This is a genomic window from Pseudonocardia halophobica, assembly GCF_027922425.1.
Taxonomy (GTDB): Bacteria; Actinomycetota; Actinomycetes; order Mycobacteriales; family Pseudonocardiaceae; genus Pseudonocardia; species Pseudonocardia halophobica.
In genome coordinates this window covers 264900-278486 of record NZ_BSFQ01000002.1, presented here as the reverse complement: position 1 = coordinate 278486, position 13587 = coordinate 264900, and the positions used below count along the sequence as shown (strand labels likewise).

14 protein-coding genes are annotated in these 13587 nt (G+C 73.0%); 3 read left to right on the top strand and 11 right to left on the bottom strand.

Features of this window, described 5'->3' with window-relative positions; translation table 11 throughout:
• Nucleotides 1–178 precede the first annotated feature (178 nt).
• From PKE99_RS03685 to PKE99_RS03635, 11 genes are all read right to left on the bottom strand, one after another.
• The gene (locus tag PKE99_RS03685; protein WP_037039867.1) at nt 179–394 is read right to left on the bottom strand and encodes a GntR family transcriptional regulator; all 216 of its coding nucleotides are present in this window, start codon (nt 392–394) and stop codon (nt 179–181) included.
• On the bottom strand, nt 391–1239 hold the full coding sequence (locus tag PKE99_RS03680) for an SMP-30/gluconolactonase/LRE family protein (RefSeq protein ID WP_081923687.1): 849 nt from the start codon (nt 1237–1239) through the stop codon (nt 391–393). The genes PKE99_RS03685 and PKE99_RS03680 overlap by 4 nt, the downstream gene beginning before the upstream one ends.
• Nucleotides 1236–2849 carry a class I adenylate-forming enzyme family protein gene (locus PKE99_RS03675; protein WP_037039866.1) on the bottom strand — a complete coding sequence of 538 codons (1614 nt, stop codon included), beginning with the start codon at nt 2847–2849 and terminating at the stop codon, nt 1236–1238. Before PKE99_RS03675 ends, PKE99_RS03680 begins: the two co-directional genes overlap by 4 nt.
• The gene (locus PKE99_RS03670; protein WP_051736663.1) at nt 2846–3238 is read right to left on the bottom strand and encodes a Zn-ribbon domain-containing OB-fold protein; all 393 of its coding nucleotides are present in this window, start codon (nt 3236–3238) and stop codon (nt 2846–2848) included. Before PKE99_RS03670 ends, PKE99_RS03675 begins: the two co-directional genes overlap by 4 nt.
• On the bottom strand, nt 3238–4380 hold the full coding sequence (locus PKE99_RS03665; protein WP_037039864.1) for a thiolase family protein: 1143 nt from the start codon (nt 4378–4380) through the stop codon (nt 3238–3240). The genes PKE99_RS03670 and PKE99_RS03665 overlap by 1 nt, the downstream gene beginning before the upstream one ends.
• Before the next feature lie 74 nt (nt 4381–4454).
• The gene (locus tag PKE99_RS03660; protein ID WP_037039863.1) at nt 4455–5084 is read right to left on the bottom strand and encodes a GntR family transcriptional regulator; all 630 of its coding nucleotides are present in this window, start codon (nt 5082–5084) and stop codon (nt 4455–4457) included.
• Between the two features lie 125 nt (nt 5085–5209).
• A complete protein-coding gene (locus tag PKE99_RS03655; protein ID WP_037039861.1) occupies nt 5210–6319 on the bottom strand; it encodes a CaiB/BaiF CoA transferase family protein in 1110 nt (369 codons plus the stop codon).
• A gap of 11 nt (nt 6320–6330) precedes the next feature.
• Complete coding sequence (locus tag PKE99_RS03650; RefSeq protein ID WP_037039860.1) at nt 6331–7083, bottom strand: SDR family NAD(P)-dependent oxidoreductase; 753 nt, start codon at nt 7081–7083, stop codon at nt 6331–6333.
• Nucleotides 7080–7655: an SDR family NAD(P)-dependent oxidoreductase gene (locus PKE99_RS03645; RefSeq protein WP_037039859.1), complete on the bottom strand. Its 576-nt coding sequence runs from the start codon at nt 7653–7655 to the stop codon at nt 7080–7082. The genes PKE99_RS03650 and PKE99_RS03645 overlap by 4 nt, the downstream gene beginning before the upstream one ends.
• Nucleotides 7652–8806, bottom strand: a complete 1155-nt coding sequence (locus PKE99_RS03640) for a thiolase family protein (protein ID WP_037039857.1) — start codon at nt 8804–8806, stop codon at nt 7652–7654. Before PKE99_RS03640 ends, PKE99_RS03645 begins: the two co-directional genes overlap by 4 nt.
• Nucleotides 8803–9249: a Zn-ribbon domain-containing OB-fold protein gene (locus PKE99_RS03635; RefSeq protein ID WP_197040419.1), complete on the bottom strand. Its 447-nt coding sequence runs from the start codon at nt 9247–9249 to the stop codon at nt 8803–8805. Before PKE99_RS03635 ends, PKE99_RS03640 begins: the two co-directional genes overlap by 4 nt.
• A 232-nt stretch (nt 9250–9481) precedes the next feature.
• Between PKE99_RS03635 and PKE99_RS03630 the strand changes: the two genes are divergently transcribed.
• The 3 genes from PKE99_RS03630 to PKE99_RS03620 all read left to right on the top strand — a co-directional run bounded on the left by PKE99_RS03630 (nt 9482) and on the right by PKE99_RS03620 (nt 13555).
• Nucleotides 9482–10975, top strand: a complete 1494-nt coding sequence (locus PKE99_RS03630; RefSeq protein WP_037039855.1) for an aldehyde dehydrogenase family protein — start codon at nt 9482–9484, stop codon at nt 10973–10975.
• A gap of 35 nt (nt 10976–11010) precedes the next feature.
• The gene (locus tag PKE99_RS03625) at nt 11011–12126 is read left to right on the top strand and encodes an NDMA-dependent alcohol dehydrogenase (protein WP_037039854.1); all 1116 of its coding nucleotides are present in this window, start codon (nt 11011–11013) and stop codon (nt 12124–12126) included.
• 139 nt (nt 12127–12265) lie between these two features.
• Nucleotides 12266–13555, top strand: coding sequence for an MFS transporter (locus PKE99_RS03620; protein WP_051736660.1), 1290 nt, complete (start codon nt 12266–12268; stop codon nt 13553–13555).
• Nucleotides 13556–13587: the final 32 nt, after the last annotated feature.

Below are 13587 nucleotides of genomic sequence, written 5' to 3'. Positions count from 1 at the left end.
CATGCTCGCCGACCAGCAGGCAGGTGTCCCCGGCCGGGCGATGATCCGCCTAACCGCTCGCATTACGTCTTCGGCGCCGACCGCAGCATCGCGCGCTCGGTCACTAAGGGAAGCCGTTTCGCACGGGACAGTCGGCCGGGTCGCCGATCTCGAACCTACCTCGCGCGCATTCCCTCGGTCAGCACACGTAGCTGCCGGACTGGGCGCGGGTCCGGATCGTCCCCGAGTGGACCAGCTCGCGCAGGGCACGGCGGACGACCGCCCGTCCGACCCCGAGCCGGACGGCCAGATCACGTTCCGCCGGTAGTCGCGATCCGGTGGGGCGCGCAGCGACGAGACCGCGCAGCTCGGTGAGCAGGTCGGGGAGGTCGCCGGTCGACGAGCCCGCTGTCACGCCGCTCCCGCCCGAAGGGCGAGGCCGCGGGCCCGGCCCGGCAGCTCGACGAGCAGCACCCGCCCGCCCTTGGCGCCTGTGACCACGAGGACGTCGAGCCCCGGGCCGGCGAAACAGAGGTTGGTCGGGAAGGTGGGCTCGGGGAATCGGATCTCGCCCGCCGGCCGGCCGTCGGGCTCGAAGACGAAGATCGCCTCTGCGTCGGGGGCGGCGGCGTAGAGCCGGCCGTGGGCGTCGAGGGCAAGCCCGTCCGGGCCACCCGCGGCAAGCGCACGGGGAGTCCCGATGGGGACGAGCCGGTCGCCGGTCCACCGATGTTGCGTGATGACGCCGTCGTCGGTGTGCGCGAGGTACAGGATGTCCCCCTCCGGTCCGAATGCGAGCCCGTTGGGGAAGGCGAGGCCGTCGAGGAGGACCGAGGTCGTCCCGGTGACCGGGTCGTGGGCGCAGAGCCGACCGTCGCCGGTGCTGCCGGGCAGGCCGGGGTCGGTGAACCAGATGCGCCCGTCGGGCCCGGCGGCGAGGTCGTTCGGCGCCAGCGCTCCCGGCACGGGGACGTCGGTGACCTGGTCGGTGTTGAGGCGCTGCAGTCCTGCGGGGGTGGGCCGGGCGGATCGACTGGGGCGCAGGGCGGCGCCGTTCTGCGCGATCCAGATCGCGCCGCCGTGGCCTTCGGCGAGTCCGTTGGGTCCACCGCCGACCTCGATCGAGGCGAGGACACCGCCGTCGAGGTCGATCTCGACGACGAGCCCGCGGGACATGGCGACCACGAGCAGCCGGCCGTCGGTCGTCCACAGCGGCCCTTCGGTGAAGCCGATCCCGGTGGCGAGGGTGCGCATGTTCATGCCACACCCCCGGCGAGGACGTCACGCAGAGCCCGTTTGCTGACCTTGCCCGTGTCGGTGAGAGGCAGCTGGTCCTGGGTGAACACCTCGATCCGGCTCGGGACCTTGTAACCGGCCGCTCGGGCCCCGACGTCAGCGACGAGCGCGGCCGCAAGGTCCGGTGCGGGATCGTGTCCGAGGCGGGCCACCACGGCGGCGACCATGATCTCGTCGCCGTCGGCCGAGGGCAGGCCGACGACGTAGGCCTGGTCCACGTCGGGGTGACTGCAGAGGAGTTCCTCGACCTCGAGGGGTGCGATGTTGATGCCCTTGACCTTGAGCATCTCCTTGCTGCGCCCGACGACGTGCAGTCGCCGGGCGTCGTCGAGGAAGCCGAGGTCGCCGGTGCGGAACCAGCCGCCGGGCCGGAACACGCCCTCGTTGAGCTCGGCCCCGCCGAGGTAGGCCTCGATCACGCAGCCGCGCAGCTCGATCTCGCCGGTCTCCCCCGTGGTGAGACCGTTGCCGTCGGGGCCGGTGATACGGATCTCCTGGGTGGGCACAACAGTCCCGGAGGTGTGCAGTCGCACCTCGAGCGGATCGTGGGCGTCGGAGACCGTGGAGTGCCCGTAGCCCTCGGTGAGCCCGTACATGCTGCAGATCTCGGTCACCCCGAGTTCCTCGACCACCAGGCGCTTGTCCTCGGCGGTGAAGCCGGTGGTGCCGGTCCGCAGCGAGGAGATGTCGTGGCGGCCGAAGGACGGAGCAGCGAGCAGGTTGCGCGTGGTGGGCGCCAGTCCGTAGTAGACGGTGCAGCGCTCGCGGGCGAGGAACTCCAGCGAGCGGTCGCCGTCGACGCGCTCCTCCAGGCACAGCGTGACGCCGTGGGCGAGGGCGACGGGCAGGGCGTTGGAGCAGCCGTAGCCGAAGAAGAAGGGGGCCGCGATCCAGAGCCGGTCGCCTGCGACGAGGTGCTGGCGGCGCCCGATCTCGTAGCCGTTACGCAGGAGTTTGCCGTGCTCCAGCGGCACGGGTTTGGGGCGGGCGGTGCTGCCGCTGGTGAAGAGCAGCAGGGCCAGGTCGGTCGGGGCGGGCGGGTCGAGAGGCCGGGGCTCGGCCTGCCCGGGCAGCTCGACCTCGACCGGCCAGACCAGCGCGCCCCGGTAGCCGTCGGTCGGCGAGGGGTCGGTGTCGGCGAAGGGCCGCCCGAAGCCGGCCGCGGTGAGCTCGCCGAGGGTGTCGCGGCCGAAGATCGTGGTGTCGGTGATGACCAGGCGCACCTCGGCGCTGCCCAGGACGTGGTCGAGCTCGGCGGCGCGGTACCAGGTGTTGATCGGGACGACCGTGAGTCCGGCGCGGTGCGCGGCGAGGGCGGCGGTGATCCAGCGGACGCCGTTGGGCAGCAGGATCCCGATCCGGTCACCACGGCGCAGGCCGGCGTCGGCGAGGAACGCGGCGAGGCGGCGGGTGCGGTCGGCGAGCTCGGCGTAGGTGACCCGCCCCTCCGGCCCGACGACGGCCTCGGCACCGGGACGACGCGCGGCGAGATCGTCCAGGACCTCGGGAACGGTGAGGGCGGCCGGCCCGGTGTCGGACGCCGCGCGCAGGGGAATGCCGGTCGGGGCGCTCATGGCGCTTCTCCTTCTGGGTCAGGGCGGAACACGACACGCGGCGGCTCGCGGTTCGCGTCGATCTCCGCGGTCACGGCCTGCCCGATCCGGATGTCCCGGAGGTCGTCGGCGAGCAGGCCGGCGAGGGTGGTGACGAGTCGAGGTCCCTCCGCGAGCTCGACCACCGCGACCGGGTAGGGCGCGGGGTGCTCGGCCAGGTAGGTCTTGTGGAAGACCACCGCGCTCCAGACGGTGCCGCGGCCTGACGCGGTGAACCATTCGACGGTGTCGCGGGCGCCGCAGCGCGGGCAGACCCGGGGCGGCGGGAAGGCGGCCGTCCCGCAGGCCCCGCAGCGGGCCACCCGCAGCAGGCCGGCGCGCAGCCCGTCGACGTGAGGTCGGACGTCCATCAGGCTTCCCGCCCGAACAGCACCGAGGACACGATCGGGGCGGCGCAGGCGTACTGGACCGTGCGAGCCCCGGGCACCTGACGCGCCCCGCACTCGCCGCGGAGCTGACGCACCGCCTCCACGACGAGGCCCCAACCCTGCAGGTAGCCCTCGGAGAGCTGACCGCCGGACGTGTTGCAGGGAAGCCGACCGCCCAGGGCGATCCGCCCCTCGGCAACCCACTCCCCCGACTCGCCGACCTTGCACCAGCCGAGGCCCTCGAGAGTGAACAGCACGTTCGGACTGAAGTTGTCGTAGACCATGAGCGCGTCGACGTCCCCGCGGCTCCGCCCGCCCGACCGCAGCACCGCCTCCCCGACCTCGGTCAGGGCGTCGGCCCAGAAGTCGTCCGGCGGCAGGTCGGACCCGGTCAGCCGGGCGCGTTGGGCGGCGCCGAGCACGTGTACCGGGGCGCGGCGCTGGTCGCGGGCCCGCTCGAGCGTGGTGAGCACGAGCGCGACGCCACCGTCGTTGATCTGGCAGTAGTCGAACACGTGCAGAGGAGCGACGACGTAGCGGGAGGCGAGGTAGTCCTCCAGCGTCAGCGGGTCGCGGCGCAGGGCCTGCGGATTGAGGGCGGCGTGCGCGCGGAAGGTGGTGGCGACGGCGCCGAGCTGTTCCTCGGTGGTGCCGTACAGGTGGCGATGACGCTGCAGCATCAGCGCCGAGAACGCCCCCGGCGAGGTCATCCCGTGCGGCGCGGTCAGCGCGGGGGTGGTGCCGTACCCCTCGCCGGCGGCGGTCGAGCCCGAGTTGCCGGCGCCGTAGGTGGCGCCACGGGTGCGGCCGTCGTTGCCGTAGACCAGGACCACCGTATGGCACAGGCCTTCGCGCAGCGCGGCGGCCGCCAGCTGGAGCGCCGGGCCGGTCATGCGCCCTTCCGGCGGCAGAGCGACGGTCCAGCGCGGGTCGAGCCCGTGCTCGGCCGCGAGGCCTTCGTAGCTGTCCACGCGGTGGGTCAGCAGCCCGTCGACATCGAGGCCGGCCAGACCGGCGTCGTCCAGGGCGACACGCAACGCCTCACCGGCCAGGTCGTCGGCGGTGCGTCCGAGGGCGCCGAAGTCGGTGGTGCCGACGCCGACCACCGCAACGGGAGTGGTCATGTCCCGAACCTCCCTTGTTCGGATCTTTGATACAGCGAGCGCCTCAGGAGCGGCGTGGTCCGGCGGGTTGGCCGTCAGTCGGCGAGGATGCCGTCGCGCTTGAGCGCCGCGACGACCTGGTCGCCCTCCTGCTGGACGTGCTCGCGGTTGGCCAGATCGGCCTCGGCCTCGTTGCCGGCGCGCAGCGCGGCGATGATGCGCGCGTGCCCACGGTTGGCCTGCGGGCTCGCGGCGGCCGGCAGGCTGTAGACCTCGCGCGGCAGGTTGTGCGACAGGTGTCGCAGCACCGACAGGGTCCGGCGGCTCGCGCCCGTTCTGTTGATCAGGGAGTGGAACTCCCAGTTCAGGTCGTGCAGCAGGTCCGGATCCTCACTGGCGCACATCTGCGCATGCAGCTCTTCCAACCTGGTCAGCACCGGCTCCGTCATCCGCCGGACCGCCCCGGCCGCGGCGAGCCCTTGGGCCATGCCGTAGAGGCGGTAGTGGTCGGTGATGTCCTCGGCGCGGATGGGTACGACGAACGTGCCGCGATGCGGCTCGGAGGCGACCAGACCGTCGGCCTCGAGGGTGATCAGCGCTTCGCGCACCGGTAGGCGGCTCACGCCGAGCTCCTCGGCGATGGCGTCCTGCGGGACGCGCTGCTCGGCCTTCAGACGTCCATCGAAGATCATCGAGCGGATGTGCTCGGCCACCTCGACGCTCATCGCCCGGCGCTGCAGGCGGGGGCGAGCGGCAGCGCGTGCTCGTCCAGCCACGCCGGCTCCCCCCGATCGCCCGTTCAGCCCTGGATAAACTATCACCCGACCCAGCGGGATGGACTGCGCCGCGGTCACCGCGCACCTGCTGTGAGTGACACGCCCCAGCGACCGAGGGCCTTCTCCACCGTTCCGGCCTCCCTGGCCCGTAGTGGGGTGCGATCGAGACGCGGTGCCGCGGCCGGCTGCGGCCCGTCCGGCCGCTGCACGAGGGTCCGACGAGCACGGAGATGGGCGTCGACCGGGGCCTCGGCCAGGGACAGGACCGGGGTGACGCACGCATCGAGGTCGGCGAAGACCTCGGTCCACTCCGCGCGGGTGCGGGTGGCGAACGCGTCGGCGACGACCTCCTTCATCTGCGGCCACGCCTCGCGGTCCCACTGGGCGGGCAGGGTGTCGGGGTCGAGCCCCAGGCCCTGCAGCAGCCGGGCCCAGAACTGCGGCTCGATGCTGCCGACAGCCATGTACTCGCCGTCGGCGGTGGCGTAGACGTCGTAGAACGGCGCACCCGTGTCGATGTCGTTGGTTCCCGGCTCGTGCGACCAGCGGCCCTGCGCGGCACGGCTCCAGACCCCGGTCATCAGCAGACTCACGCCGTCGACCATGGCCGCGTCGACGACCTGCCCGCGCCCGCTGCGGTGCCGCTCGAGCAGGGCGGTGACGATGCCGAAGGCCAGCATCATCCCGCCGCCGCCGTAGTCGCCGACCAGGTTCAGCGGCGGGACCGGGCCCTCGCCGCGGCGCGCGATCGAGCGCAGCGCCCCGGTCAGCGCCAGGTAGTTGATGTCGTGACCGGCCTGGCGGGCACGCGGCCCGTCCTGCCCCCAGCCGGTCATCCGGCCGTAGACCAGGCCGGGGTTGTCCGCCCGGCAGTCGTCGGGGCCGAGCCCGAGGCGTTCCATGACCCCGGGCCGGAATCCCTCGACGAGCACGTCGGCGCAGCTGACCAGCGCACGGGCGGTGTCGAGGTCGGCGGGGTCCTTGAGGTCGAGTCCGATCCAGGGGCGGCCGCGGGTGAGCGCGCCGCCGTCGACGGGGCCGGTGGGGCGGTCGATGCGCAGGACGTCCGCGCCGCCGTCGGCGAGCAGCATCGCGGCGAACGGGCCGGGCCCGAGCCCGGCGAACTCGACGACCTTGATCCCGGTCAGGGGCCCCTCGGTGGGCTGCGGTGCGGCGTCGGGCACGGTGGGTCTCCTCATGCGGCGTAGGGGTCGCCGATGCTGCGCCCGCCGCACACGACGAGGACCTGCCCGGTGACGTAGGGGGCCTCGGCGAGGTAGGCGACGGCGCCGGCGACGTCGTCGGGACGGCCGCCCCGACCGACCGGGATGGCCGCCAGGGTGCGGCCGCGGATGTCCGGGGGCAGCCCGTCGGTCATCGGGGTCTCGACGAACCCGGGGGCCACGGCGTTGACGGTGATCCCGGCGGGGCCGAGCTCGAGGGCGAGCGACCGCGTCGCGCCGACGAGCCCGCCCTTCGCCGTGGAGTAGGCCGTGGACCCGAACGTGCCGAGCCACGCGCGCGAGGCCAGGTTCACGACCGCTCCCCCGCCCCGCGCGGCCATCCCGGGCGCGACGAGGCGGGTCAGGGCCAGCGGACCGAGCAGGTTGATTTCCAACAGTCGCCGGAACAGGGCGGGCTCGAGCCGCCCGATCCGCGCGTCACGCAGCACGCCGGCGCAGTTGACCAGCACGTCCACCCCGCCGAGGTCGGCGCCGAACCCGATCGCCGCAGTCCGGGACGCGGGATCGGTCACGTCCAGGACCAGCGGGTGCGCTCGGCCCGGGTGCTCGATGTCGATCGCGGCGGCCGCAGCGGCCGTCGCCTCCCCGTCGAGGTCGGCGACCACGACCGTGGCGCCACGGGCCGCGAGCGCGCCGCAGATGCTGCGCCCGATGCCGCCTGCGCCCCCGGTGACCAGGGCGATCCTGCCGGTGAGGGCGGTCATGGGCGCAGCCTTCCCAAGTCGGAGCCGGCGGTCAGGTAGATCTCCTGCCCGGTGATCCGCTCGCCGCCCGGCCCGAGCAGGGCCGCCAGCTGGGCGGTCAGCGACGCAGTGGGGTCGGTGCCGCCGCTCGACTCCTCGGCCGCGACGGCCAGGACGTTGACGGTGACCGCGTCTCGGGCGAGCTCGATGGACAGCGTGCGGGCCATGGAGAGCACGCCGTTGGTCACCGCGGAGGGCGCGGTCCCGCCACCGACCGCCATGAGCGGCTCGGCGGGCAGCACGAACACGAGGCGGCCGCCGGACCCGCGGTGGGCGCCGGACCCGCGTTGGGCGCCGGACCCGAGGTGGGTGAGCTCGCCCCGGACCGCGGCGAGCACCGCCTCGAGCGAGCCCGCGACCTCGTCGGCGAGCCGGGCGTCCGTCAGGTCGGCCAGCGGGGCACGCCGGGGCACGGGCGCGACGACGCACGCGGACGGGGCCACGGCGTCCACGGTCTCCAGCGCCCGCTCGACCAGCGGACCGAGCTCACCGCCTCCCACCACGTGCACCGGCCGGAGGGTGGAGGTCGTCATCGCGCCATCACCACCGTGGTGACCGAGCCGCCGTCGGTGCCGTTGACGGTGCCGCCCTTGCAGTAGGCCAGGGCGGTGCGGGCACCGTCGACCTGCCTGCCACCCGCGGTGCCCCGCAGCTGCCAGGTCAGCTCGCAGACCTGCGCGGCCCCGGTGGCGCCGACGGGGTGGCCGCGCGAGAGCAGGCCCCCGGAGGGATTGACCGGCAGCCGTCCACCGAGGGCGGTGTGCCCGTCGGCCGCCCACGCCGCGCCCCGTCCATGCGGAACCAGGCCGAGGCCCTCCATGCGGACGACCTCGGCGATGGTGAAGCAGTCGTGCATCTCGACGAGGTCGATCTCGTCCGGGCCGACCCCGGACAGCTTCCACGCCTCCTCGCCGGCCCGCCGTGAGACGTCCTCGGCATTGAGATCACCGAGTCCGGTCTGCACGGCCCCGCTGACCAGCCCCACCCCCAGCACGCGGGGAACCGGGCCGGAGAGCCCCAGCCGGCGCAGGCCCGCGGGGCTGCACAGCACGACCGCCGCGGCGCCGTCCGAGATCGGGCTGCAGTCCAGCAGCCCGAGCGGCTCGGCGATCTGCCGCGCCCCGAGGACCTGCTCCAGGGAGATCGGCTTCCGGTACTGCGCGAACGGGTTGTGCACCGAGTGCGCGTGGTTCTTCACGGCCACTGCGGCGATCTGCTCCCGGGTGGCCCCGTGGTCGGCCATGTAGCGGCGGGCACTCATCGCGTGTCCCGCGGCCATGACATAGCCGACGGCGGCGTCGAGGTCACCGGGGTCCGGGCGGACCCCGCCGGAGATCCGGTCGGTCATCTTCTCCACGCCGATCACCAGGACGACGTCGTGCAGCCCGGCGGCCAGGGCGACCCAGGCCTCGCGGACCGCGGTGGCGCCGCTGGCGCAGTAGTTCTCGTGGTTGGACACCGGCCTGCCGTCCAGCCCGACCTGCGCCGCGACCCGTTGCCCGGCCACCGGGCCGCCGAACACATGGCCGACGTAGAGCCCGTCGACCTGTCCGAGGTCGGCTCCGGCGTCGGCCAGGGCGGCGCGGGCCGCCCCGGCCGCCATGCGCTCGAGCGTGACGTCGGCCGGGTACTTGCCGAACCGGACCATCCCGGCGCCAGCGACATGGGCGGGAGCGAGGCTCATGCGTTCTCCTCCCCATCGATCACGCGGAAGCGGAAGCCCAGCAGCTCGGCGCCGTCCTCGCCGGTGGCGAACGGGGTGAGCTCGAGCTCCACCGGCAGGCCGAGCTCGACCGCCTCCGGCTCCGCACCCACCACGGTGGACATCAACCGCACCTGGTCGGCGGGCAGGTCCACCCAGGCCAGGACATAGGGCACCGCGACCCCGGGCGGGGCCTGCCGGACGACGGTGAACGAGTGGATCCGCCCGCGGCGGTCGAGCTCGGTCTTCTCCAGCCCCTCCACCGCGCGGCAGGCCGGACAGAACTCGCGGGGCGGGAAGGTCGCCGTGGCACACGCACCACAGCGGGATCCGAGCAGACGCGGCGGCTCGAGCGACACCAGGCCCTCGCGGAAGGGCCGGGTCCGTACAGGAGCCGAAGCATCCGAGGTGTTCGTGGGGGGCATCGACGCCTCCAGGGGACTGTTCGGCGGGAGCAGTGAGCTCCCATCTCTGCAATCGACGTTAGATCCTTGATACAACCTGCGCAAGGTGCCATGGTGGTCCACGGCACCCGCTACCCGGACCCTGGCCTGCGGCCGGGGGGTGAACCTGCAGCTCAGCGGAGTATCGACAAGTCGACGGTTGTACTCGCTGACACAGTGTGCAATTGTATCAAATATCGAGAAGGAGTCGCTGATGACCCTGAGCACTGACACACGCGCCCTCTCCCCCGCCGTGGCCACGAGGCTGGCTCTACCGCCCCACGTGTTCATCGACGGGCAGGCCCTGCCCGCCCTGAGCGGACAGACCCTCCCCGTGCTCGACCCTGCGGACGGCCACCGCATCGGCACCGCCGCCTGCGGCGACGCGGCGGACGTCGACCGTGCGGTCCGGGCCGCGCGCCGGGCGTTCGACCCGGCGTCGGAATGGCGGACCCTGACGCCGATCGAGCGCGGCAAGGTCCTGCACCGCATCGGCGACGCCATCCTCGATCACGCCGACGAGTTCGCCGAGCTCGAGGTGCTCGACGCGGGCAAGGTCCGCGCCGCCGCCCGCGGCATCGACGTCGACTTCGCCGCCCGCAGCTTCCACTACTTCGCCGGCTGGCCCACCAAGATCGTCGGCTCGACGGTGCCGACCTCCCACCCGGGTGTCCACATCGCCACCGAGAAGGACCCCGTCGGCGTGGTCGGCGCGATCACCGCCTGGAACTTCCCGCTGCTGCTGTGCGGCTGGAAGCTCGCGCCCGCCCTGGCCGCCGGCTGCACCATCGTGCTGAAGCCCTCGGAGGAGACCCCGCACTCCGCGCTCTGGCTGGCCGAGCTGGCCGTTGAGGCCGGTCTGCCCGCGGGAGTCCTCAACGTCGTGCCCGGCCGCGGACAGGAGGCGGGCCAGGCCCTGGTCGACCACCCCGGCGTCGACAAGATCACTTTCACCGGTTCGACCGCCGTGGGGAAGGAGATCGCCCGCCGGGCGGCGGACCAGGTCAAGCGGGTGACGCTGGAGCTCGGCGGGAAGAGCGCGAACATCATCTTCGCCGACGCGGACCTCGACGCGGCCGTGGCGGGCTCAGCCGGTGGCCTCTTCTGGCACTCCGGCCAGACCTGCAGCGCCCCCTCGCGGCTGTACGTCCACCGCTCCGTGCACGACCAGGTCGTGGAGCGGCTGCACGGGATCGCCGACGGTCTGCGGCCGGGACACGGCCTGGACGAAGGCACCGAGCTCGGCCCGCTGGTCAACGCCTCGCAGAAGGCGAAGGTCGGGCAGCACGTGAGCCTCGCGGTCGAGCAGGGCGCCAGCGTCCACGTCGGGCCGGACGTGTCCGCGGACGGGTTCTTCCACCCGGCCACGATCATCTCCGACGCCCGGGACGACATGGCCTGCGCCACGGAGGAGATCTTCGGCCCGGTGCTGACCGTGCTGCCCTTCGACGACACCGACGAGGTGCTGCGCCGCGCCGACGACAGCGAGTACGGCCTCGCCGCGGGCATCTGGACGCGCGACGTGAGCCTCGCGCACCGCGCCACCAGGGCGCTGCGTGCCGGGACGGTCTACGTCAACGGCTGGGGACTCACCGACCCGGCGGCCCCGTTCGGCGGCTACCGACAGTCCGGCTACGGCCGCGACCTCGGACCCGACAGCCTCGAGGGCTACCTCGAGACCAAGTCCGTCTGGACCTTCCACGGCTGACCACCACCGATCACCCCTACCGGAGGAGACCCATCGTGAAGACACGCGCCGCCGTCCTGACCGGCTACCACACCCCCTTCGACGTCCGCGAGATCGAGCTCGACGAGCCGCGGGCGGGCGAGGTCCTGCTCAAGATGACCGCGGCCGGCCTCTGCCACTCCGACCTGCACATGGTCGACGGCGACAACGTCGTCCGCTTCCCGATCGTCGGCGGCCACGAGGCGGCAGGCGTCGTCGAGCAGGTCGGCCCAGGCGTGACCAAGATGCAGCCCGGCGATCACGTGGTGTGCAGCTTCATCCCCTCCTGCGGGATCTGCCGCTACTGCTCCACCGGCCGCCAGAACCTGTGCAACCAGGGTGCCACCATCCTCGAGGGCTCCATGCCCGACGGCACCTTCCGTATGCACGACGCCGAGCTCGGCGACATCGGCGCCTTCTGCATGCTCGGTGCCTTCTCCGAGTACGCCACCGTCTCGGAGCTCTCCTGTGTGAAGGTCGACGACTGGCTCCCGCTGGACAAGGCCGTCCTGGTCGGTTGCGGGGTCCCCACCGGCTGGGGCAGCGCGGTCAACGCCGGCGGGGTGAAGCCCGGCGACACCGTCGTGATCTACGGCCTCGGCGGGGTCGGCATGAACGCCGTCCAGGGCGCCGCACACGCCGGCGCGAAGTACGTGATCTGCGTCGACCCGGTCGCGTTCAAGCGCGAAGCCGCTCAGGAGTTCGGCGCCACCCATGTCTTCGCCACCGCCGGGGAGGCCGCGGAGGCGGTCGAGGAGCTCACCTGGGGCGAGGGCGCGGACCAGGCCATCTGCGTCGTCGGTGTGATGACCGAGGAGGTCATCACGGACGCGTTCACCGTCATCGGCAAGGGCAGCACCGTCGTCGTCACCGGCGTCGCGAACCCCGCCAACCTCACTGTGCACGTCTCGGGCTCGGACATGGTCTTCAACCAGAAGACGATCAAGGGCACGCTCTTCGGCTCGTCGAACCCCCAGTACGACATCGTCCGGATGCTGCGCCTCTACGACGCCGGGCAGCTCAAGCTCGACGAGCTGATCACCCGCCGCTACACCCTCGACGAGATCAACGACGGCTACCAGGACCTCCGCGACGGAAAGATCATCCGCGGCATCATCGACTACTCGAAGTGAGGACGGGCCCGCGCACCTGCTCTGGTCCCAGGCCCGCGCATGCACCACTGGATGAGCAACGTCGTCGTCGGCCCGCCTCCACTCCTTCCACCGGGCCGTGCCCCCCACACCATCGGGGAGCCTCGCCATGAGTTCCGCCATGCCTCGCAGGGTCGTGACCGCGACGCTGATCGGGAACTTCACCGAATGGTTCGACTTCGCCGTCTACGGCGCGGTCGCCGTCACCCTCGGCCGGGTCTTCTTCCCCGCCACCGACTCGGTCGTCTCGCTGCTCGCCTCGCTGGCGGTGTTCGGCGTCGCCTACGTGTTCCGCCCGCTCGGCGGCGCACTGCTCGGCTCGGTCGGCGACCGGTACGGCCGCAGGGTCGCGCTGTCCGCCGCCGTCCTCGGCATCAGCGTGGCCACGACCCTCATCGCCGTCCTCCCGTCCTACGCCACGATCGGGTTCTGGGCGCCCCTGCTGCTCGTCCTGCTCCGCTGCGTGCAGGGCCTGTCCGCGGGCGGCGAGTGGACGGGCGCCTCGGCCTTCCTCGCGGAGTACGCCCCGCCCGACCGGCGCGGCGCGCGTGCCGCGCTGATCTCCGCCTCCGGCGGTCTGGCCATCGTGGCCGGCACGGTGCTCGTGCTGCTCCTGGAGTCGACGGTCGATCCGGCGCAGATGCAGTCCTGGGGCTGGCGACTGCCCTTCCTGCTGGCCGCACCGCTCGGGCTCACCGGGCTCTACCTGCGGCTGCGGCTCGAGGAGACCCCGGTCTACCAGCAGTTGCAGGCCGAGGACGGCGTCTCCAGCAGCCCGTTGCGCGACACCCTGCGCAGCGAACGGCGGACCCTGCTCATCGCCTTCGCCTGCGCGGCGGTCACCGGCGTCGGCTTCTACTACCTCGCGACCTACTTCGCCAACGCGATGTCGGTCGGCGGCTCCCGGCGGACCGCTCTGCTCGTCAGCTCGGCGGCACTGCTGGTCTACGTCGTGCTCTGCCCGCTCGCGGGGCGGTTGTCGGACCGCATCGGCCGCAGGCCGGTCTACGTCGGCGCCGCGCTCGCGCACGCCGTGCTCGCAGTGCCGGTCCTGCTGCTCGTCGGATCGGGTTCACCCTGGGCCGCGTTCCTCGGCATGTGCCTGTTCGCCGTTCCGCAGGCCGGGCTGAACGTGATGTCGTCGATCGTGCTGGTCGAGCTGTTCCCGGCCCGCACCCGATCCAGCGGTGCCGCGGTCGCGTTCAGCCTCGGCGCCGGCCCCATCGCCGGCACCGCCCCCCTGGTCGCCGCGGCGCTCGCCGCAGGTACCGGCAGCCCGCTCGCGCCCGCCCTCTACCTGGCTTCGATCGCTCTCGTGATCGGTCTCGCCCTGGCGAAGGTGCTGCCGGAGACGGCGGGCCGATCGCTCGCCGACGACACCCACCCCGCCCGGGTCTCCGGCACCACCTGAGACACCCGAGCCCGCCCACGCCGGTCCGTCCC

Coding starts and splice junctions, on each gene's coding strand:
- PKE99_RS03675 (WP_037039866.1), bottom strand. CDS start 2,849: ATGAGCGCCCCGACCGGCATTCCCCTGCGCGCGGCGTCCGACACCGGG.
- PKE99_RS03640 (WP_037039857.1), bottom strand. CDS start 8,806: ATGAGCCTCGCTCCCGCCCATGTCGCTGGCGCCGGGATGGTCCGGTTC.
- PKE99_RS03635 (WP_197040419.1), bottom strand. CDS start 9,249: ATGCCCCCCACGAACACCTCGGATGCTTCGGCTCCTGTACGGACCCGG.
- PKE99_RS03660 (WP_037039863.1), bottom strand. CDS start 5,084: ATGAGCGTCGAGGTGGCCGAGCACATCCGCTCGATGATCTTCGATGGA.
- PKE99_RS03645 (WP_037039859.1), bottom strand. CDS start 7,655: ATGACGACCTCCACCCTCCGGCCGGTGCACGTGGTGGGAGGCGGTGAG.
- PKE99_RS03680 (WP_081923687.1), bottom strand. CDS start 1,239: ATGAACATGCGCACCCTCGCCACCGGGATCGGCTTCACCGAAGGGCCG.
- PKE99_RS03650 (WP_037039860.1), bottom strand. CDS start 7,083: ATGACCGCCCTCACCGGCAGGATCGCCCTGGTCACCGGGGGCGCAGGC.
- PKE99_RS03670 (WP_051736663.1), bottom strand. CDS start 3,238: ATGGACGTCCGACCTCACGTCGACGGGCTGCGCGCCGGCCTGCTGCGG.
- PKE99_RS03630 (WP_037039855.1), top strand. CDS start 9,482: ATGACCCTGAGCACTGACACACGCGCCCTCTCCCCCGCCGTGGCCACG.
- PKE99_RS03665 (WP_037039864.1), bottom strand. CDS start 4,380: ATGACCACTCCCGTTGCGGTGGTCGGCGTCGGCACCACCGACTTCGGC.
- PKE99_RS03620 (WP_051736660.1), top strand. CDS start 12,266: ATGCCTCGCAGGGTCGTGACCGCGACGCTGATCGGGAACTTCACCGAA.